The following is a 20,902-nucleotide window of genomic DNA, read 5'->3' on the forward strand; positions in this document are numbered from 1 at the left end:
GATTCTTCCCTGCCTGCCTTGAATAGATTTATTATAAATTCGCAATACCAGGCTTTGAAAAGACCTATACAGAAAAAATATATGAATATCCTTCATTTATCGGCAGTAAGAAATTGGGGCGGCGGTGAAAAACATATTGAAAACTTGTCCCTGGAGATGTCTGAACACCATCCGGAAGTATCCAATATTATACTGTGCAGAAAAGGAAGCCTTTTTGAGCAAAGCCTTAAAAATCTAGAATTAAGGCATTATACTGCTCCCGTTTTTACGAGTTTCGACTTCAGGTATGTCAAAAAAATCATTCAGGTCTCAAAAAGGGAAAAAATTGACCTCATCCATATTCATGATCCCAATGCACTATCACTGGCCGTATTAGCCGATCATTTTTTTGACCTGCCTCCCTTTATTTTCAGTAAAAAGACCAGTTTCCCCATCAGGGCACGCCGCCAAACCCTTTTTAAATACAATTACCCCAAGATTAAACGCATTTTATGTGTTTCAGAAGAAACAAAACGCGTGAGCTTGGAGACTCTGAGTGATCCTGACAGGTTTGAAGTAATTTATCACGGCACAAGCCTGAAAAATAAAGATCAAAAATGCCCTTTTTGGATAGGTAGCGAATATAAGCTTCCGGAGCATTCAAAAATTATTGGCAACATTGGGAATCATATTGATGCAAAGAACCTTGAGTCTTTTGTTCGCACCGCAGATTTTCTCGTAAACAAGAAGAACCTGAAGGACCTCTACTTTTTTCAGGTGGGTAACTTCAGCGAGCTAACCCCTGCTCTAAAAGACCTTGTGCAGGAATGCAATCTCGATAACCATCTGTTTTTTTCAGGTTATATTCCGAATGCTTCAGCTTTTATACCACAGTTTGACATGCTGCTCCACACTTCCAAAAGTGAGGGCATCCCCCAGGTGATCTACGAATCTTTTTATTACAAAGTTCCTGTAGTAAGCACCAATGTAGGCGGAATCCCCGAAGTTATTGAAGATAAAATCAACGGCCTATTGAGCGATCCTTATGACTTTAAAGGGCTGGGCGAAAACCTGCTGTTTTTACTTGAAAATCCGCAGGTAATCCCGAACTTTGCAAAAATATCCAGGAACAAACTATTTGAATCCTTCACCAGTCAGATTATGGCCGGGAAGACCCTGGAAGCATATAAAAACGCACTAAATGGGAGATTACACTGAAGAACTCAACAATGCTTTTAACGTCCTTAAAAGAGGCGGAATAATTCTATATCCTACCGATACGGTGTGGGGAATTGGCTGTGATGCCACCAATCCTGAGGCTATAGACAAGATCTTTGCCCTTAAAAGAAGAAGTGAGGAAAAGGCATTGATCTGTTTGGTTTCTGATTTTAAAATGCTCAACCAGTTTATTGAAGAAGTACCCGAAGTGGCTTACGACATTCTGAAATATGCTGCCAAACCCACCACTATAATTTACGACAAACCTATAAGAGTGGCCGAAAACCTGGTAGGAGAAGACAATACGCTGGGTATACGGGTGACCAAAGACAAATTTTGCGAGCAGCTTATAAGAAAACTTAAGCGACCCCTGGTATCTACTTCTGCAAACCTAAGCGGCCAACCCACTCCAAATTCTTTTAGCGAAATAAGCAAGGAGATTATAGATGGCGTAGACTACGTGGTAAATTTACAGCAGGCAATTAAAACCCCTAAACCTTCAGCTATAATCAAGCTGAGTAATGACGGGAAAGTAAAGGTGATTAGAAAATAATAAAACCAAAGGAGCCACGAATACACGAATATTTCCTGGCTCTTACTCAAGTAGTACGAATCTTTAAATTTATGACCGATATTATATACAAAAATGAGAGTTATGCCATTGTAGGCGCCCTTTTTGAGGTATATAATAATTTAGGTAGCGGGTTTTCAGAAATAGTATACAAGGATGCGCTGGAATATGAACTTAAAAACAGAAAAATTCCATTCACTCGCGAAAAAAAATATTCTGTATCTTATAAAGACATTGTTCTGTCACATAAATTTTATGCTGATTTTGTAATACAGGATAAAATAATTCTGGAAATAAAGGCAGTAGAGGATATCAATGATAAATTTATTTCTCAATGCATAAATTACCTAAAAGTGTCTAATTGCCAATTAGCAATATTGGCTAATTTTCATAAAGACCTGCTGGATCATCGACGAATTGTTTTATAAAGATTATTCGTGAATTCGTGGCAAAAAAAAAGTAGCATTTTTAATGAGCCCATTTGAGATTCATAGCAGAAAAAAGAATAAAAAAAGTGAACAACTATAAACAGGCCCTAACCAATAATATTTTCAAAGTAATTTCTCTTGCAACCACAGAGCTGGAGCTGGAAAGTTACGTTATAGGCGGCTTTGTAAGGGATTATATCCTGCAACGTGGCGAGCACAAAGATATTGATATAGTAGCTGTGGGCAGCGGAATTGAACTGGCGCAGAAAGTTTCTGAGTTGCTTCCGCATAAGCCTAAAGTACAAATCTTTAAAAACTACGGAACTGCCATGCTCAGGGCTTATGACATGGAAGTAGAATTTGTAGGCGCCCGCAAGGAAAGTTATTCCGAAGAAAGCAGAAATCCCGACGTTAAAAGCGGAAGTCTTGAAGATGACCAGAACCGCAGGGATTTCACCATCAACGCCCTGGCGCTTAGCCTTAATGAAGACACTTACGGAAACCTGCTGGACCCATTTAATGGGCTTCAGGACCTAAGTTCAGGCGTTATTCGCACGCCGTTAGATCCCGATATCACCTATTCTGATGATCCTCTCAGAATGTTAAGGGCAGTGCGTTTTGCTTCTCAATTGCAATTCAGGATTGAAAAGGAGTCGCTACAGGCAATTATTCGAAACAGGGGGCGACTCAAGATCATTTCGAGGGAAAGGATTGTAGATGAACTTCACAAGATCCTGCTTTCCCCGAAACCTTCAGTAGGATTTGGCTTACTTCATAAAACCGGGCTATTACCCATTATTCTTCCTGAACTCACGGCTTTGGAAGGGATTGATGAAATTGAAGGGCAGCGCCACAAAGACAATTTTTGGCACACGCTTGAAGTTGTAGATAATATTTCAGAAAACACAGATGACCTCTGGTTGCGTTGGGCTGCATTACTACATGACATTGGGAAAGCTCCCACCAAGAAGTTTGATGAAAAACTGGGCTGGACCTTCCACGGTCATGAATTTGTGGGCTCAAAAATGGTGTTTAAGCTCTTCAAGCGACTGCGCATGCCCCTCAACGAAAAGATGAAGTTTGTACAAAAAATGGTGTACATGAGCTCCCGCCCTATCGTGTTGTCACAAGATGTGACCGATTCGGCTGTACGCCGACTCATCTTTGATGCCGGTGAAGACATTGAAGACCTGATGACGCTTTGTGAAGCCGATATTACCACAAAGAACCCGAGACGGTACAGAAAGTACCACAACAACTTTAAGCTTGTAAGGCAAAAAATTAAAGAAGTTGAAGAACGCGACCATGTACGTAACTTCCAGCCGCCGGTTTCGGGAGAAGAGATCATGGATACTTTTAGTTTGAAACCATCACGCGAGATTGGGATCATCAAAGATGCCATTAAAGAAGCCATTTTAGAAGGGGTGATCCCCAACGATTATGACGCTGCAAAAGCTTATATGCTTCAAAAAGGAAAGGAAATAGGTTTATCTCCAAAATAAGACATGCTTTACCTTCACATTTATCCCCATGAAAGACAATAAAAAAGTAGTTTACTGGCTGTACACCGGCTGTTTCTTAATTTTTGTAATGGTAGTGGTTGGTGGAATCACCCGCCTTACCAACTCCGGGTTATCAATATCCGATTATAAACTCATTACCGGCACTATCCCGCCTCTTACAGAAGAGCAATGGGTTGAGGAATTTGAATTCTACCAACAGTTTCCCGAATACCAGAAACTGCATTACCATTTCACTCTCGAAGATTTTAAAGGCATTTACTTCTGGGAATGGCTCCACAGGCTTATTGGGCGCTTAATAGGAGTGGTTTTCATTATCCCTTTCCTCTATTTTCTTATCACCAAACAACTTACAAAACCCACTATTTACAAATCTCTCGTACTGCTCTTTTTAGGTGGTTTCCAGGGATTTTTAGGCTGGTATATGGTTAAGAGCGGCCTGGTAGATATGCCGGCCGTGAGTCATTACAGGCTTGCTGCCCATTTAACCACGGCATTCCTCACTTTTGCCTACTGCTTTTGGGTGGCTATGGATTTGGTTTATCCTAAGAAAAAAGACATCAACAAAAGCTTCAGGAACCTGGTTTGGGTGGGAATGGTCGTCCTGCTTTTACAGATCATCTGGGGCGCATTTGTAGCCGGCCTCGACGCCGGATGGATCCACAATTTCTGGCCAAAAATGACCGGTGGCGAATGGATACATGAGACCGTTTACATAGAGCAAAAACCCTTGTGGCGTAATTTCATTGAAGGTAAAAGTGGCGTTCAGTTTGTACATCGCTATCTGGCGTACGGCGTGGTAGCCATTATTCTCTTCATATGGTATAAATCAAGAAATTTACAGCTTACCCTTCCGCAGCAAAAAGGGATCAACTGGCTGGTAGGCCTTGTCTTTCTGCAATTCCTGCTGGGGGTACTCACTTTGATATATGCCGTGCCTTTATGGCTGGGTGTAGCCCACCAGGTAGGAGCATTTTTCCTGCTAACGGCTATGACTTTTACCTTGCATAGATTTAGTCGCTAGCTGAAATTTGTCATCTAAAAATGTATCTTTGCAATCCAATTTTTTGAATTATGCTGTATAGATTTAGAATTATCCTCGATGCCGAAGAAGACGTATTTCGTGACATAGAAATTATGGCCGACAATACGCTTGAAGATTTACATAATACCATTTTACAATCCTTCGGGTTTGATGGCACCGAGATGGCTTCTTTCTACATTAGTGATGATGATTGGAACCAGGGCGAAGAGATTTCCCAGTTTGATGTGACCGAAGGTACAGGTTCTGTAAGGGTTATGAATGAGACTACCCTTGATGATGTGGTTTCTGAACAACAGACCAAACTCATCTATGTCTACGATTTTCTTAGCATGTGGACTTTTCTTGTAGAGCTAGCCGAGATCGCAGAACCCGACCCACAAATGGATTATCCAAACCTGCTTTTTGTTCACGGGCAGCTCCCGGTGAGCGCACCCGAGAAAGATTTCCAGGCCGAAGATGACGACCTTGGTCTCGACTATGATGACGATTTTGACGTAGACGACTACGACGATCTTTCTTTTGACGAAAACTGGAACTAGTCCAGATTTTCCTATTTTTCAGCTTTTATTAATCCGGTAATTTAACCGCACTTTTCAATATGATCAATTTATATAACGCTCACATTGACTCCCTGTCTATTCATAGGGTTGGCAATAAGAGCAGAAATGAGAACATCTTTCTTTCTGCCCAGCCTTTTCATCTTAATGACGAGATCACCCCGCTCATAAAGGAATATTTTTTAAAGCCTTTTAGAGATAAGGAAGAAAACTATTTCCAGTTCACAAATGAAGTAGATGTAGAGTTCAATCCGTTGTACGACATTGCCTGCAAAATCTTTGATGCACCTCAAACCATTCATGAGCAGTCAAAAAAGATCACTACCCTGCTCTTTGAACAATCGGCACACCCGCATATTAAAAGTGGGGAGGTTTATGTTGTGTTTTTTGACAATATGATGCTTGACAATGAAAAGACCACTGCTATTGGTATTTTTAAGTCTGAATTAAAGCACGATTTCCTGCAGTTCCAGGAAAAGGAAAGCATTCTGGAGATGATCATTCAGCAGGGAATCAACCTGAACAAGCTTGACAAAGGAGCAATTATTTTCAACAAAAATCGGGAGGAAGGTTTCAAGATCCTTTCAGTCGATTCTAATAAATACGATACTAAATACTGGCTGGAGAATTTCCTCGGAGTTGATGTTTTGGCCGATGAGAATTTCCACACCAAAAAGTACCTGAAGTTCTGCCAGAATTTCGCTAAAGACGTGGTACTTCCTGCGGAAGATAAAAAGGAAGAAGTGATGTTTATGAACCGAAGTGTAGATTACTTCGCCAAGAACGATGAATTTGAAGAGACTGCTTTCCTGAATTCAGTGATAGACAACCCGGCCCTCGTTCCTGAATTTCAGAATTACAAGACCGAAAAAGCTCCAAAATACAAGATTGAAGATCTCACCAGCTTCCCAATCTCTAACACAGCCGTAACAGCTGCGAGAAAATCGATTAAAAACACCATCAATCTAGACACCAATATCCAGATCAAGATGGACTTTATCAATCCCGAATCTGCTGAGAAATTTGTGGAAAAAGGATGGGATGAAGAACGACAAATGTATTATTACCTGGTATATTTTAATAAAGAGAATAAGAGTTAAGTCCACTTCTTTTCTTGTACCAGCACTAATAAAAAGAGGTCTCCAAAATGTCATTTTTGAGACCTCTTTTTTTATTATTATTCCTTATTCATTAAACATTAAACTTTTAAATGAGTCTTTTCATATTCACATCTTCATAATTCCTCTTCACAAAATCAAGTGCCGTTCTCAAGATTTGTCCCATTGAACGGGCTCTTTTAAATTTCATGTCATTAGAAAACTCGTAGAGCTCTTTTCGTAGTTGCTTTACATTGGGCTCATTAGAAATTTGATCATTGAGAATACAGCGCATCAACTCCTTATAGCGCGATTGTGCATTAATGATCCTTTTAGCCAGTAAAGATCGTTCTTCCCTCCTGTACTGCTCTATGGAAGATTCCTGCAGCTTTTCACTAACCAACTGTACCATTTTGAAGTTTTCCTTAAAAAACTGCGGACGATAGACCTTCAGATTACCTTCAAAACACTGCTGATCAAAATCAATTGCCCTGATCTGGTACTCTACATGGTCAAAATCGTGAGTGGGAATGATCACGTAATTATAAGAACGCATATCACCCAACAACCTGATGGTGCACCGCTCATTAAATTTTACAAATTGTTTCGCAATTTGTGTTTTTGCACGGTCATCGCACAACGGCAGTTCATCTTCAATAAAAACGTCTCCGGGAATTCCGGCAATATGCTCTTCAATCAAAGTGTCCCGGTACACAAGAAAATTGATCCTGTGCGGCGAGAGTATATGTTCAAACTCCAATCCGTAAATACGGGAAGCATCCGCTTTCTTGACATAAAAATACGTGAAACTGTCATTCAGAATATTCCTGACCTTTATACGGAAGGGTTTTGAATTTCCGAAGGTACAGTAGTCGATCGCATCAACATTGAGGAACTCCAGGGAATCGTCACTTCCATCTGAATGCAGGATGGTATAAACCTGTTTAAGACTATTGTCAATATCGTCCCGTTCATAATCGGGATAATAGCAACGCACCCAAAAAGTATCTTCATCGTGCTGATCATAGACTACGATAGACCCCGAAAACCTCAGCAGATCATCATAAAAGACCGGAATTTTGGTGTTTCGATTGTACTTTGCGAGATATTTATGGAACCGGTCGCTAACCGGAAAGCTTGGTTTCTTTTTTGACATTAATTTTTCCCGCATACGCTGAATTTCCTCAAAAATAAGACTTCTTTTTATTTCGCCGTGTAACAAAACGTTAACTTAGACGTCGAATGTTAAAACGGTTTACTTTGAAGACAATCCTTCGCCTTAATAATCTCACTAAAAAATTTGGTCCCGTCACGGCGGTTAAAGACCTCTCATTCACCATTGAAAAAGGTAACGTATATGGCATTTTAGGGCCCAATGGAAGCGGAAAATCCACCACCCTGGGAATCATCCTGAATGTTGTAAATAAGACGAGCGGAGATTTTCAATGGTTCGATGGTTCGCAGAGTACACATGAAGCCCTTAAAAAAGTGGGGGCCATCATTGAACGTCCCAATTTCTACCCTTACATGACCGCTGCACAAAACCTGGAGCTGGTGTGTAAGATCAAGAATGTTTCAGCAAAAAATATAGATGAAAAGCTGGAAATGGTGGGCTTACTGGACAGAAGGAACAGTAAATTCCGAACATTTTCTTTGGGGATGAAACAAAGGCTGGCAATTGCTTCAGCTTTGCTCAACGACCCGGAGATCCTTATTCTTGATGAACCCACAAACGGACTAGATCCGCAGGGGATTCACCAGATAAGGGAGATCATTACCAGGATTGCTGCTACCGGAACTACTATTCTCTTAGCCTCTCACCTGCTTGACGAAGTAGAGAAGGTTTGCACCCACGTGGTGATTATCCGCAAAGGGGAAAAACTTTACAGTGGGCCTGTAGACCAGATGAACGCCAGCTTTGGTTTCTTCGAACTCAAGGCTACAAATGATGAAAAATTAATGTCCCTGCTCAACTCCCATCCTGCTTTTGGCAAGGTGGTTCAAAAAGGGGAAATCATAACGGCATTTTTGGAAGAGCCGCTGGAAGCCGAAGCCCTAAACACTTACCTCTTCGAGAACGGCCTTAGCCTCTCCCAGCTCGTAAAACGAAAAGAGAGCTTAGAAGAACAATTCTTATTGTTAACCAACCAAATTTCTGCCTAATGCTACGTTTACTCAATATAGAATATCACAAACTTAGGTTTAGTAAATCTTCAAGGGTTCTAATCACCACCTATTTTATACTCATTACATTTATTGCGCTTATCGCTTCCATAGAATTCAATTTTGGGAATGTAAATTTCAGGCTGGCCGATCAGGGGATTTTTAATTTTCCGTACATCTGGCATTTTAACAGCTACATCGCTGCCACTTTAAAGCTGTTCCTGGCCATTGTGATCGTATCCATGATGTCTAACGAATACAGCAACCGCACAATTAAACAGAACCTCATTGACGGGTTGAGCAAAAAGGAATTCGTGCTCTCTAAATTCCTAACGGTGGTTTCTTTTGCCCTTTTATCAACTATTTTCCTGTTTGTAGTTTCGCTTATTTTAGGCCTTTCTTTTTCAGATTACACCGAGATTTCCATCATCTTTTCAGACATGGAATACCTACTGGCCTACTTCATTAAACTCACAGGATTTTTCGCCTTCTGTATGTTCCTCGGGATTTTGGTAAAAAGATCGGCTTTTGCGCTGGGTTTCCTGTTCATTTGGTGGATCATGGAAAGTATTGTGAGAGGCGTGATGGAATATAAGATCTTCAGGGATTCTAATATTGCTGAAAACATTGCACAGTTCTTTCCTTTAGAATCTATGGCTTTGTTGGTTAGGGAACCTTTCTCCAGGCTCAACGCAGTACAATCGGCAGCCACGCAACTGGGTTCAGAGATCACAAAAGACTATTCCATTCACTGGTACCAGCTTCTCATAGTGATGTTGTGGATTGTGATTTTCGTTTATCTGTCTTATTTACTTCTGAAGAAAAGGGATCTTTAATTAACCTGATTTTAAACTTTTTAGAAACCGGCAACATTTGTTGGTAGCTTCAAATTGGCTATTTTTGCAGGTCAGCAAAAAAGTCTATGAAATTCAAAGTAAAGTCCGATTTTAAACCTACAGGAGATCAGCCGCAGGCTATAAAGCAGCTGGTAAGCGGTATAAACAATAAGGAAAGATACCAAACCCTGTTGGGGGTCACAGGATCTGGAAAAACTTTTACGGTTGCTAATGTGATCGAAGAAGTGCAAAAACCCACTTTGGTTCTTGCCCACAATAAGACGCTTGCAGCCCAGCTCTATTCAGAATTTAAGCAATTTTTCCCCGAGAATGCGGTGGAATATTTTGTGAGTTACTATGATTATTACCAGCCTGAAGCTTTTATCCCTTCCTCGGGTACTTACATAGAGAAAGATCTTTCTATTAACGAAGAGATTGAAAAATTGCGGCTCAGCACCACTTCTTCCCTCCTCTCCGGAAGAAGGGACGTGATTGTTGTGGCTTCAGTTTCCTGTCTCTACGGAATCGGGAATCCTGTGGAATTCAAGAAAAACGTGGTTTCCATAGAAAAAGACATGGTAATTTCACGTACAAAGTTGCTTCATAAGTTGGTACAAAGTTTATATTCAAGGACTGAAGCAGAGTTCACCCACGGAAATTTCCGCATTAAAGGCGACACCGTGGATATCTTCCCGAGCTATGCTGATAACGCCTTCAGAATTCACTTTTTTGGAGATGAGATTGAAGAAATAGAGGCTTTTGATCCCGCTACCAACGATGTGATCGAAAAGTACGACCGACTCAATATTTACCCGGCAAACATGTTTGTTACCTCCCCTGATGTTTTACAGGGCGCCATAAAAGATATACAGGACGACCTGGTAAAGCAGGTTGGTTATTTCCAGGAGATTGGAAAGCATCTTGAAGCAAAGAGGCTGGATGAACGCACCAATTTTGATCTTGAGATGATCAGGGAACTTGGGTATTGCTCGGGTATTGAGAATTACTCCAGGTATCTTGACGGAAGACCTCCGGGTACAAGACCTTTCTGCCTGCTGGATTATTTTCCCGATGATTACCTTATGATTGTTGATGAGAGCCACGTGACCATTCCGCAGGTTCATGCCATGTATGGCGGTGACCGCTCAAGAAAGGAAACGCTTGTAGATTACGGCTTCAGGCTTCCGGCAGCTATGGATAACCGCCCGTTGAAGTTTGAGGAATTTGAAGTACTTCAAAATCAGGTGATCTACGTAAGTGCTACCCCGGCCGATTATGAGCTTCAGAAGACAGAGGGAATGTACATTGAGCAGGTAATTAGGCCCACCGGCTTACTGGATCCGGTAATTGAAGTGCGCCCCAGTCTTAACCAGATCGATGATCTTATTGAAGAAATGCAGCTAAGGATTGACAAGGACCAGCGAATTCTCGTTACTACCCTTACCAAGCGCATGGCCGAAGAACTGACCAAATATTTAACCAGGATTAATATCCGTTGCCGTTACATTCATAGCGATGTTGACACTTTAGAACGGGTAGAAATTATGCAGGACCTTAGAAAAGGCCTTTTTGACGTACTTGTGGGAGTGAACCTGCTACGGGAAGGGCTCGACCTTCCGGAAGTTTCACTTGTTGCCATTCTCGATGCTGATAAAGAAGGATTTTTACGCAGCAACAGGTCGCTTACCCAAACCATTGGTCGTGCCGCACGCCACCTCGAAGGAAAAGCCATCATGTATGCCGACAAGATCACGGACAGTATGCAAAAAACTATTGACCAGACGGAATACAGGCGAGAAAAGCAGCTGCAGTACAACGAGAAGAACAATATCACCCCCACCGCATTAAAGAAATCTTTCGAAAATATGCTGGTAGGCAAAAAACCTGAACCTTATATATATGAAGTCGCTCCAGATCTAAAAGCTGCTGAAGCAGAAACAGAATACTTCAGCAAACCTCAATTAGAAAAGCGCATCAGGGAAAAAAGAAAGGCTATGGAAGCTGCGGCCAAAGAACTCGATTTTATGACTGCTGCTAAACTAAGGGATGAAATAAAAATGCTTCAGGAGAAAGTCAAAGAAGCTTCTTAAATGTTAAATTTCACACCCAACTTATAATATGTGAGATAATTAACTACCTTCATTTGCATTAGTGTCTCCCCGATTTAAAATTTCAACTTGTGTACAAGCTTCTAATTTCGGGGATTTTCCTGATGCTATTCTGTGGAAAAATAACAGCCCAGGTAGGGATCAATACATATGAGCCAAAAGCTCAGCTCGACATCTACACCGAAAATCCGAATTCCCCCGAACCTACCGACGGTATTCTTATCCCACGCATCTCAAATTTCCCTGCGACCAATCCCACCGCCGAGCAGCACGGGATGCTCGTATTTCTCAGCTCTCAAAAAGGGCAATTTTCACCCGGATTTTACTGGTGGGATTCGGTTAGCGGTAACTGGCAGGGCGTGGGTGGCAAGGCTACTTCCGACTTTTATAAAACAGGAACCACCTCCCCCTCAACCAGCCCCGATGATGCTGTATTTAGGAAAGGAAACGTAAGTATTGGCGGGTCTTCTACTAATGTAAAATTAAAGGTAATGATAGACAATGCTGAAGATCACAACATTCGCACTCCGCTGGAAGTAGAAAATACCAGCGCTACCACAAAGAACGTGACTTATGGCATTTTAAGCAGTAACAACACAGCCACCCAGGATAAGAAATATGGGATAAAAAACTCGGTTAGTGGCGCCGGAATTGGAATTCACTACGGAATATTTAACGAGGTGAACCAAAACACCAATGAAGAGATCTACGGAATCTACAATGATGTAGGGAAGACTTTTGGATCTACCAAAAACCACTACGGGATCTACAATGAAATTGGCACCGAACAGGGCAACGGCTTTGTCTACGGCATTTACAGCACCGCTTTTGGCAATGACCCAAAAAAGGTATTTGCAGGCTACTTTGCCGGAAGAGTAGGCATAGGAACTACAGGAAATGATTACGTATTACCCGATACCCGCGGACTGGCAGACCAGGTGCTTATGACAGATGCTAACGGACTGGTGACATGGAAGTATCCGAATTCAGGGATCTACTCTTCTACAGCCACCAGCACCGGCGCTTTCCAAATTACGCCCGAAACTTATAGTTTGCGTATTAACAATCAGGTGAGCAGCATTGTCATACCCGATGCCGCCACCAATAAAGGCCGGCTCATTTACCTGCTCAACTGGCCGGGAAATACTATTAAAACCCTCGAATTTATTGGCAGTAACGACCTTTTTGACATTACTACAAACTCTACGGTCAATACGATTGCACCGGGACAGAAATACCTCATTCAAAGCGCCGGGAACCGATGGATTTTACTGGACAAGTAAAAAAGCGCCCAAAGGACGCTTTTTTAAAATTCTTAAAATCTGATTTCGATAATTAACCAATCTCAATCATGCGTTTTGCCTGTACCTTTGCGTCTTCACGTTTGGGAAGGTTGATCATCAACACCCCTTCTTTATACTCTGCCGAAATCTTGTCGGCTTCTACAGTATCAGGAAGGCTAAAGGCCCTTTTGAAGCTGGTGTAGCTAAATTCGCGACGGGTAAATCTTCCTCCGTTCTCTTTTTTTTCATTTTCTTTCTTTTCTTCAGCAGAAATTGTGAGTAGGCCGTTGTCGAGTTCAAGATTGAAATCTTTTTTGGTCATGCCTGGCGCTGCAAGCTCGAGATTAAAAGCATCATCATTTTCAGAAATATTCACAGCGGGAACGCTGGTACCAATACGGTTCATTCCTGAATTTCCATTGTCCATCCAGTCGGTTTTGAACATGTCATCAAAAATTGATGGAAGCCAGTTGTCGGTGTTTCTTTTAATAAGGTTCATAATATTAATATTTTGAGATTAAACTTTTTTTACTTTTCATTCGGTGTAAGGCAAATTAAATACCAACTGGCTATTCAAGACTTTATGGCATAATTTTACCAAAATATACTGACATAATGACATTTTAGGATCCTCTGGTGTTTATTTATATTATAGTTATACCTCTCAAACTTCATTTTTAAATTCAGGTTACGTACTTTTACGGCTCAAAATTCACCTATGCCTTTATCGAATAATGATATCTTCAAAAAGCTGCGAGTTGCTTTAAAACTAAGGGATGAAGATATTGTTCACATTTGCTCCCTTGTTGATTTCAAGGTCACAAAAAGTGAAATTGGTGCGATCTTTAGAAGTGAGGACCACCCAAAATACATGGAATGTGGAGACCAGTTTCTTCGGAATTTTTTAAACGGACTGGTAATCTACAAACGCGGACCCATGCCTAAAAAAGAAGACAAAAAATAGCCGATGGAAATTGTTGCAGAAAAAAGAGTTGTTACGGCTGCCGAAGTTGACAGACTGAATCTTAAATACCGAAAGCTCGACCTTCACGAAAGGATCGAAGAACTATACAACGATTTTAACCTTGCCGAAGTTATGCTTACCAGCTCTTTTGCTGCTACTTCGGCTTTCCTTTTAAAATTATTTTCAGACGTTAACCGCGACCAGCTGGTATATTTTATTGATACTGGATACCATTTCGAGGAAACCCTGGAATACAGACAAAAACTTACTGATCTCTACGGACTCAAGGTAAAATCTGTAAGCGCCCTAAAAGAAGAACACGAGTTTACACAAAAAGATAAGACCTGGGAAAAAGATCCCGATTTTTGTTGCCATATCAACAAGGTAAAACCCCTTGATCTGGTTAAGGCAAAATATACCGTTTGGGTAAGCGGACTCATGGAATGGCAGAGCGAACATCGTGCTAGCCTCAATATCTTCGAGAACCGCGGAGACATCCTAAAGTTTTATCCGCTGCTAGACGTTACTAAAGAGGAGCGGGATGAATTCATTAAAAAACACCAGTTACCTTTTCACCCACTGGTAAAGAAAGGATATCATTCTATTGGATGTTCCCATTGTACTTCGCCGGGAGTTGAAAGATCGGGCCGCTGGAACAACAATCCAAAAACAGAATGTGGTTTACACCTTTAAATAAAAACCCGGAGTGATTCTTCCGGGTTTTTTACTTTTAAAGCTAATGGGTCCTGACTTAACTCATGCGCTTCACTACAGTAAGTTCATAAATTTTGCCTTTTACCCAGGCTTCTACAGGCAATTGCTCATTAGACAATTGCTTTTGAATGTAAGAATTCACCTCCTCATTGGAAGAAGAAACCTGCAAACTCTGGATCTTCTGATCTTCAGAAACAGAAAAGAAAATTGTGATTTCAAGTGGCTCACATTGATTGGCTAATTCCAGGTTCTCAAGCATTCTTTCAACTTCAACAGAGACAGAATCGGGATTTGCGAGATTCCTGATTTCCTTTGCTGAAACAGATGAGGAAAGAATTATTACACACATTACCAGCAACAGTTTTAAATTTTTCATGATGTTCGTTTTTTAGATTAATTGATGCGATTTGATGATTGATGATTTACTATAAAGACTTTTAAAAATACTGATTGTTACACGGTTACATATTTTTAACAAAAGTTTCACACATTTTGATGTAAGGTTTTTGATTCCTAAAACAGCTTTCTGGTTGTTATCATTAATGAATTAGGAATGAAGAAAAGGCGCCTATAAAAAAATCCGGGTATTCCCCCGGATTTTGAACTTATCTTGTGGCCTGCACCCTTACCGGCAGTTCATAAACTTTTTCAGACTTCCAGGAATCGCCGTGGAGCTTTTGATTGGTAAGTCGCTTCTTCAAAAAAGCATTGACTTCTTCATTTGGGGATTCAACTAGCAGGACCTTAATTTTTCTTGACCCGGTCATTTCAAAAAATACAGTTGCAGTAAAATCTTCTTCTATGACTAAACCAGAATCGGAGAGCATTCGTTCAATTTGATAACTTATTGAACCTGTCTTTGCTTCAAATTCAAAAGAAGAAGGAGAGCCGGCAAAGGCTACAGTTGATAAGGTCATCACTACAGCGGCTAAAAATGATTTACAACGTTTCATAATTGTTCGTTTTAAAGGTTAATATTAAATGATTGATTGATGATTGTACTTTAGAGACTATTTGTCAATTTGATTGTTACAGTTATTTTTCACTCTAATGCTTCTTTTAAGCCAAAAACCTACCTGTAGTTTCTTCCCAGTATTTATATTATTACCTGATAAATCCAGTGTTTTGAGACCTTCAGGATGATTTCACCTTCATTATTCTTTGTTTTACATTTCAGAATAAAAATATTTTAATTCCTGCTTCCGAAGAAAGATTCTGGGTTATGAAAATGTTGCAGAATGTTTATCAAATCTTCCCAGATGAAAATTCGAGGTAAATTATTTCCGAAGATATTATAAACGAAAAAACCCCGGAAAATTCCGGGGTTTTTCTATATATGTAAGTCTTATTAAGCCAGTACTTCCTGAACTTTATCTGCTGCTTCCTGGAATTCGACAGCACTGTACACATCAAGTCCGCTGTTGTCGATCAATTCCTTGGCAATGTCGGCATTGGTTCCCTGTAGGCGAACAATGATAGGCACATTGATAGTGTCACCCATATTTTTGTAAGCATCTACAATTCCCTGCGCCACACGGTCACATCTTACGATTCCTCCAAAGATGTTCACCAAAATAGCTTTTACTTTCTCATCCTTCAGGATAAGTCTAAAAGCTTCTTCTACTCTCTTTGCGTCGGCGGTACCACCTACATCAAGGAAGTTTGCAGGCTCTCCCCCGGCTTGTTTAATAAGATCCATGGTAGCCATTGCCAATCCGGCGCCGTTAACCATACATCCTACGTTTCCGTCAAGGTCTACGTAGTTAAGCCCAACTTCACGAGCTTCCACTTCAACAGGGCTTTCTTCCCTAATATCACGCATCTCTGCATAATCTTTATGACGAAAAAGTGCGTTATCATCAAGAGTCACCTTGGCATCAACGGCCATGATCTTATCATCACTCGTCTTAAGCACCGGGTTGATCTCAAAAAGAGAACTATCTGACTTTGTAAAGGCTTCGTAAAGCGACATTACAAATTTGGTCATTTCTTTAAAAGCATTTCCACTAAGACCAAGGTTGAAAGCAATCCTTCTTGCCTGGAAAGGCAGCAATCCTGTTGCAGGATCAATCTCTTCATTAAATATCAGGTGAGGAGTTTCTTCGGCCACTGTTTCAATGTCCATACCTCCTTCTGTAGAATACATGATCATATTCTTACCTGTTGCGCGATTTAGAAGAACAGACATATAGTATTCTTCTGGCTCGCTGTCGCCGGGATAGTATACATCTTCGGCCACCAAAACCTGGTGTACTTTTTTACCTTCCGCAGAAGTTTGTGGAGTAACAAGGTTCATCCCAATGATTTGCCCTGCAATATCTTCTACTTCCTGTAGGTTCTTGGCAAGTTTTACTCCCCCGCCTTTTCCACGTCCACCTGCGTGCACCTGGGCTTTAATGACATGCCATCCAGTACCGGTTTGTTCGGTAAGTTTTTTTGCAGCCTCAACTGCCTCTTTTGCGTCCTGGGCAACAATGCCGCGCTGAGTGCGGACACCAAAGCTGCTCAAGATTTCTTTTCCCTGATATTCGTGTATGTTCATAATAAGGTGTTTCTTCAGTGTTCGTTAAGGTGCACAAAAGTAACAAATGTTAGAGGAATCTGCCAATCTTTTTAATTTCCACATAAAAGAGATTGATTTTCTCTAATTTTTTGTCCGTAGTCTGAATTCCTGAAAATCCAGAGGATCATAATTTCTGAAGTGCCCGTTGAGTTCTATCACCTGTTTTGCCCGGTTCATTTCCTGTAAAATAGGGATGGTAATGGTGAGATGGTTAATGAGGAATTCCTGTCTTTCTTTTTCTGAAGTTAACTTTAGTAAGGTATATTCCTGCTGAAGGGGAAGACCTATTTTGTGAGCCAGTGTGTAACTCCTGAAATTGGGGATATCTATTTTTGGCCGAGGTACTTCCAGATGTACATAGAGCTCAAAAATGAGGTTTAGTAACTGCTCTTTTAAGGTCTGGGAAGCATCATCCTTATCTGGTAAAAATTCAACATCACCACCCGCATACATCTTTCCAGCTTCATTATGCGCAAATTCCAAAACCCTGAAAACCCTGGCCCCTTTGCAAATTATATCTCTGGCACCCGATTCGTAACGACGCACTGTTTCAATAAGTTCCATTTCGGTGCCGTACTCCAGGTTATTTTCTATGTAAGTGGGAATTCCAAACTTAATGCCGGTACTTTCGCAATCGTCTATAAGTTCCTTATAACGTGGCTCAAAAATATGCAGGGGTAAGACCTCTCCCGGAAACACCACACTCTGCAAAGGAAAAAGAGCCAGCCTGGACTTCATAGATACTTGATTAACAACTTGAAATTACAAAAATTCTTTTATCTACCCCGACTGGGAACTGCTAAATTTGTAGCTTTCCTCCCTGTTATAAATAACATTTTGTTAGAATTGGTTAATTTTAGACAGGCTGTAGGCAAAAGCCAAAAATCCATTTTACTTTTGTGACCGTAATAATGAACTTATGAACAACCAGGACCTTTTAGAAATATCAGAAAAATTTGGCAGCCCCGTATACGTATATGATGCCGAAAAGATCATCTCCCAATACAATAGACTCACCAGTGCTTTTAGCGGGGTAAAGAACCTTAGAATACACTACGCTGTTAAGGCACTTTCCAATATTTCGGTGCTTGGGTTGTTTCAGCAATTGGGCGCCGGGCTTGACACCGTTTCTATACAGGAAGTGAAATTAGGGCTTGAAGCAGGCGTAGATCCGGCTAATATTATTTATACTCCAAACGGCGTTTCTCTTGAAGAAATAGAAGCAGTTGCCGCCCTTGGGGTACAAATCAATATTGATAACCTTTCTATCCTCGAGCAGTTTGGAACGCGAAATCCAGATGTTCCGGTTTGTATCAGGATAAATCCGCATGTTATGGCCGGCGGAAACACGAACATTTCTGTAGGCCATATCGATTCAAAATTTGGGGTTTCCATTCACCAGATACCGCACCTTCTGCGTATTGTTGAAAACACCGGCATGCACATAAACGGCATACACATGCACACCGGGAGCGACATCCTTGATATAGAAGTGTTTTTGTATGCTTCGGAAATTCTTTTTGAAACCGCCCGAAATTTCAAAGATCTTGAATTCATGGACTTTGGCAGTGGCTTTAAAGTACCTTATAAAGAAGGTGATATTGAGACCAATATTGAAGAACTGGGAGGAAAACTCACTGCAAAATTCAAATCTTTTTGTAAAGAATATGGGCGCGATCTCACCCTCGCTTTTGAACCAGGTAAGTACCTGGTGAGTGAAGCCGGGAAATTTGTGGCCCGTGTGAATGTGATTAAACAAACCACCTCTACTGTTTTCGCAGGTGTAGACAGCGGTTTTAACCACCTTATTCGCCCCATGTTCTACGGCTCAAGACATGAAATTCACAACCTTTCAAATCCCGAAGGCAAAGAAAGGTTCTACTCGGTAGTAGGGTATATTTGCGAAACCGACACTTTTGCGAGCAACCGCCGAATCCCTGAGATCAAAGAAGGGGATCTTCTTGCTTTTAGCAATGCCGGCGCTTACTGCTACTCAATGGCCAGCAACTTCAATTCCCGCTACCGCCCGCCCGAAGTGCTATGGTACAATGGAGAAGCCCATTTGATTAGAAAAAGAGAAACTTTTGAAGATATTTTGCGCGGACAGGTAAAACTTGATCTATCAGCACTAAAAGAAACCGTTTAAGGAGAAACCAGAAAAAAGGAGTCGGTTTTTGCTATTTTTGAGAAGAAATAGGTACTTTTCTTTCGATTTCGCTAAAATTCAGTCTTTTTTTGCCTTTTTGAATCATTAACTTTAGGTTTGTGCTAAACCTAATAGAAAAAATATGATTTTAAGTAAAATGAAGATCTTTAGCCTCTTATTTTTCATGATGATAGGCACCTCTACATTAATGGCACAATCGGATGTTACTGATAAAGAAATTGAACAATTTTCGGTGACCTTTCAAAAGATGCGCATGATAAACCAGGAAGCCCAGAAGGATCTAAGCGAAATTATAACCAGGGAAGGTATGGAAATAGCCAGGTTCAACACCATCCACCAGGCGCAAATGAACCCTCAGGCAGAAGCCGATCTTACTAAAGAAGAAGAAAAGCAATATGACGCCATTATCAAGGCGCTCAATGAAATGCAATTAGAATTCCGCAAGGAAATGGAAAGCATGATCACAGAAAGCGGACTTTCAGTTAAGCGGTATGAAGAAATTGCAAATCAATTGCAACAAGATGCCCAACTCCAGGAGAGAGTAAAGCAGGAACTTACCAACTAAGCTTCCTAAGCTCAAAAAAAAGGCTGCTCAAAAATGCCATTTTTGAGCAGCCTTTTTTTATTCCTACTCTTCATCCTTCAGCTTATATACTTCTTTCCAGTTCCAACCGGCATATTTAAGACTTGAAGAAAACTGCTTGTCAACAGCCAAATCATTTTTGAAATAATATCCGTGATTCATCCAATGACTTCTGTAAGTTTTTAACTCCTCTTCATTATGACTGGCTGCATTGGCATCTTCAAGCCCCAGCTCCAGGTACTTTTTAATACCATTAATGATCGCACTTAACTTCTTATACTGAACAGTTTCCTCACTCCAGTCGAGCCGAATGATCATGATTACTTCATAAAGCCGGGCCAGCTGTAAAATAAGAGCCGACTCATGATTCTTGGAAAGAAAATAATTAGCCATGGGGAAAGCCAGGTAACTACTGGCATTTTTTAAAATTTGCTGTCTAACATCTCCTGCATTCGAGATCAAATTTTCTAGATCGTCCTGTTGTTTATAGAAAATAAAGATCTCTTCAATATCATTTCCCATAGTAGAAATAAGAAAGGAAAGTTGCTTTTTGGCCAGTACGGCATTGAGAACACTTAAAAGGTAGGTTAACCCGGTAGTGATAAGGATGAACCCCGAAAAAGACAATATTCCGGTAAGTATCCTGCTGGTATCTGTTCCCGGAACGAAATCTCCAATCCCCAGTGTTGATAGCACATATCCGGTATAGTAGAATCTTTCGGGATGTGTGGCTGGCAGGCCTGTAGTGCTATTCACCACCATTTCTTCTCCGGCACTAAAAACAATGTATGTTCCAATGAATAACAACAACATCCAAAGAAATGTCGTTATTAAAAGATGGGTTATTCCGGAGAATTTAAAAATAGTACGGGTCCGGTTTTGAATCATGATCCTATTCAGGATCTGGTTTACTATTCTTGAGAAAATACCAAACCCGTTTCCGGAAAGGGTGGTGTGAAAAAAATCCAGATAGGTAAATAGAATAATAGCGAGACCAATTACAATTTGAGCTGTTTGCATAATTTCTAAATTAATCAAAAGGCCCTTAAAAAGAATTAATTCCAACTTAAACTTTTCTAAAGACACACCTTATCTCTTCCATTAAG

Annotated in this window: 22 protein-coding genes; 15 read left to right on the top strand and 7 right to left on the bottom strand. The window is 40.7% G+C overall.

Annotated elements, in window-relative coordinates:
• Positions 1-81: 81 nt before the first annotated feature.
• From OQ279_RS12600 to OQ279_RS12630, 7 genes are all read left to right on the top strand, one after another.
• The gene (locus OQ279_RS12600) at positions 82-1,197 is read left to right on the top strand and encodes a glycosyltransferase family 4 protein (RefSeq protein ID WP_266070289.1); all 1,116 of its coding nucleotides are present in this window, start codon (positions 82-84) and stop codon (positions 1,195-1,197) included.
• A complete protein-coding gene (locus tag OQ279_RS12605) occupies positions 1,181-1,750 on the top strand; it encodes an L-threonylcarbamoyladenylate synthase (RefSeq protein WP_266070290.1) in 570 nt (189 codons plus the stop codon). The genes OQ279_RS12600 and OQ279_RS12605 overlap by 17 nt, the downstream gene beginning before the upstream one ends.
• Before the next feature lie 71 nt (positions 1,751-1,821).
• Complete coding sequence (locus tag OQ279_RS12610; protein WP_266070292.1) at positions 1,822-2,196, top strand: GxxExxY protein; 375 nt, start codon at positions 1,822-1,824, stop codon at positions 2,194-2,196.
• Between the two features lie 77 nt (positions 2,197-2,273).
• Positions 2,274-3,698, top strand: coding sequence for a CCA tRNA nucleotidyltransferase (locus tag OQ279_RS12615; RefSeq protein WP_266070363.1), 1,425 nt, complete (start codon positions 2,274-2,276; stop codon positions 3,696-3,698).
• Between the two features lie 28 nt (positions 3,699-3,726).
• On the top strand, positions 3,727-4,740 hold the full coding sequence (locus tag OQ279_RS12620) for a COX15/CtaA family protein (RefSeq protein ID WP_266070293.1): 1,014 nt from the start codon (positions 3,727-3,729) through the stop codon (positions 4,738-4,740).
• A 50-nt stretch (positions 4,741-4,790) separates the two neighbouring features.
• On the top strand, positions 4,791-5,300 hold the full coding sequence (locus tag OQ279_RS12625; RefSeq protein ID WP_266070294.1) for an IS1096 element passenger TnpR family protein: 510 nt from the start codon (positions 4,791-4,793) through the stop codon (positions 5,298-5,300).
• Positions 5,301-5,359: 59 nt separating this feature from the next.
• Positions 5,360-6,418 (top strand): nucleoid-associated protein, encoded by a 1,059-nt coding sequence (locus OQ279_RS12630; RefSeq protein ID WP_266070295.1) that lies wholly within the window; start codon positions 5,360-5,362, stop codon positions 6,416-6,418.
• Positions 6,419-6,524: 106 nt separating this feature from the next.
• Here OQ279_RS12630 and OQ279_RS12635 read toward each other — a convergent pair whose 3' ends face one another.
• Entirely contained in the window at positions 6,525-7,586 is a 1,062-nt protein-coding gene (locus OQ279_RS12635; RefSeq protein WP_266070296.1) for a hypothetical protein, read from the bottom strand.
• 89 nt (positions 7,587-7,675) lie between these two features.
• Here OQ279_RS12635 and OQ279_RS12640 point away from each other — a divergent pair, with 89 nt between their 5' ends.
• The 4 genes from OQ279_RS12640 to OQ279_RS12655 all read left to right on the top strand — a co-directional run bounded on the left by OQ279_RS12640 (position 7,676) and on the right by OQ279_RS12655 (position 12,805).
• Entirely contained in the window at positions 7,676-8,578 is a 903-nt protein-coding gene (locus OQ279_RS12640; RefSeq protein WP_266070297.1) for an ABC transporter ATP-binding protein, read from the top strand.
• On the top strand, positions 8,578-9,414 hold the full coding sequence (locus tag OQ279_RS12645; protein WP_266070298.1) for an ABC transporter permease: 837 nt from the start codon (positions 8,578-8,580) through the stop codon (positions 9,412-9,414). Before OQ279_RS12640 ends, OQ279_RS12645 begins: the two co-directional genes overlap by 1 nt.
• Positions 9,415-9,500: 86 nt before the next feature.
• Positions 9,501-11,504, top strand: coding sequence for an excinuclease ABC subunit UvrB (gene uvrB, locus OQ279_RS12650; RefSeq protein ID WP_266070299.1), 2,004 nt, complete (start codon positions 9,501-9,503; stop codon positions 11,502-11,504).
• Between the two features lie 89 nt (positions 11,505-11,593).
• Positions 11,594-12,805: a phage tail-like protein gene (locus OQ279_RS12655; protein ID WP_266070301.1), complete on the top strand. Its 1,212-nt coding sequence runs from the start codon at positions 11,594-11,596 to the stop codon at positions 12,803-12,805.
• Between the two features lie 52 nt (positions 12,806-12,857).
• On the opposite strand, the gene OQ279_RS12660 is transcribed toward OQ279_RS12655, so the two are convergent.
• Positions 12,858-13,304: an Hsp20/alpha crystallin family protein gene (locus OQ279_RS12660; protein WP_266070303.1), complete on the bottom strand. Its 447-nt coding sequence runs from the start codon at positions 13,302-13,304 to the stop codon at positions 12,858-12,860.
• 219 nt (positions 13,305-13,523) lie between these two features.
• Between OQ279_RS12660 and OQ279_RS12665 the strand changes: the two genes are divergently transcribed.
• Positions 13,524-13,769 carry a DUF1456 family protein gene (locus OQ279_RS12665; RefSeq protein WP_168136812.1) on the top strand — a complete coding sequence of 82 codons (246 nt, stop codon included), beginning with the start codon at positions 13,524-13,526 and terminating at the stop codon, positions 13,767-13,769.
• A 3-nt stretch (positions 13,770-13,772) separates the two neighbouring features.
• Positions 13,773-14,462, top strand: coding sequence for a phosphoadenylyl-sulfate reductase (locus OQ279_RS12670; protein ID WP_266070304.1), 690 nt, complete (start codon positions 13,773-13,775; stop codon positions 14,460-14,462).
• A 58-nt stretch (positions 14,463-14,520) separates the two neighbouring features.
• Here the strand turns inward: OQ279_RS12670 and OQ279_RS12675 are convergent, their stop codons facing one another.
• The 4 genes from OQ279_RS12675 to OQ279_RS12690 all read right to left on the bottom strand — a co-directional run bounded on the left by OQ279_RS12675 (position 14,521) and on the right by OQ279_RS12690 (position 17,784).
• On the bottom strand, positions 14,521-14,859 hold the full coding sequence (locus OQ279_RS12675; RefSeq protein ID WP_266070305.1) for a hypothetical protein: 339 nt from the start codon (positions 14,857-14,859) through the stop codon (positions 14,521-14,523).
• A gap of 229 nt (positions 14,860-15,088) precedes the next feature.
• On the bottom strand, positions 15,089-15,436 hold the full coding sequence (locus OQ279_RS12680) for a hypothetical protein (protein ID WP_266070306.1): 348 nt from the start codon (positions 15,434-15,436) through the stop codon (positions 15,089-15,091).
• 395 nt (positions 15,437-15,831) lie between these two features.
• Complete coding sequence (gene sucC / locus OQ279_RS12685; protein ID WP_266070307.1) at positions 15,832-17,025, bottom strand: ADP-forming succinate--CoA ligase subunit beta; 1,194 nt, start codon at positions 17,023-17,025, stop codon at positions 15,832-15,834.
• A 102-nt stretch (positions 17,026-17,127) separates the two neighbouring features.
• Positions 17,128-17,784: an LON peptidase substrate-binding domain-containing protein gene (locus tag OQ279_RS12690; RefSeq protein WP_266070308.1), complete on the bottom strand. Its 657-nt coding sequence runs from the start codon at positions 17,782-17,784 to the stop codon at positions 17,128-17,130.
• 181 nt (positions 17,785-17,965) lie between these two features.
• Between OQ279_RS12690 and lysA the strand changes: the two genes are divergently transcribed.
• Together lysA and OQ279_RS12700 are read left to right on the top strand one after the other, a co-directional pair.
• Positions 17,966-19,192 (top strand): diaminopimelate decarboxylase, encoded by a 1,227-nt coding sequence (lysA, locus tag OQ279_RS12695; protein ID WP_266070309.1) that lies wholly within the window; start codon positions 17,966-17,968, stop codon positions 19,190-19,192.
• A 142-nt stretch (positions 19,193-19,334) separates the two neighbouring features.
• Positions 19,335-19,778: a DUF4168 domain-containing protein gene (locus OQ279_RS12700; protein ID WP_266070310.1), complete on the top strand. Its 444-nt coding sequence runs from the start codon at positions 19,335-19,337 to the stop codon at positions 19,776-19,778.
• 63 nt (positions 19,779-19,841) lie between these two features.
• Here the strand turns inward: OQ279_RS12700 and OQ279_RS12705 are convergent, their stop codons facing one another.
• On the bottom strand, positions 19,842-20,816 hold the full coding sequence (locus OQ279_RS12705; RefSeq protein WP_266070311.1) for a potassium channel family protein: 975 nt from the start codon (positions 20,814-20,816) through the stop codon (positions 19,842-19,844).
• Between the last annotated feature and the right edge of the window lie 86 nt (positions 20,817-20,902).

The organism is Salinimicrobium profundisediminis (assembly GCF_026241755.1).
Taxonomy (GTDB): domain Bacteria; phylum Bacteroidota; class Bacteroidia; order Flavobacteriales; family Flavobacteriaceae; genus Salinimicrobium; species Salinimicrobium profundisediminis.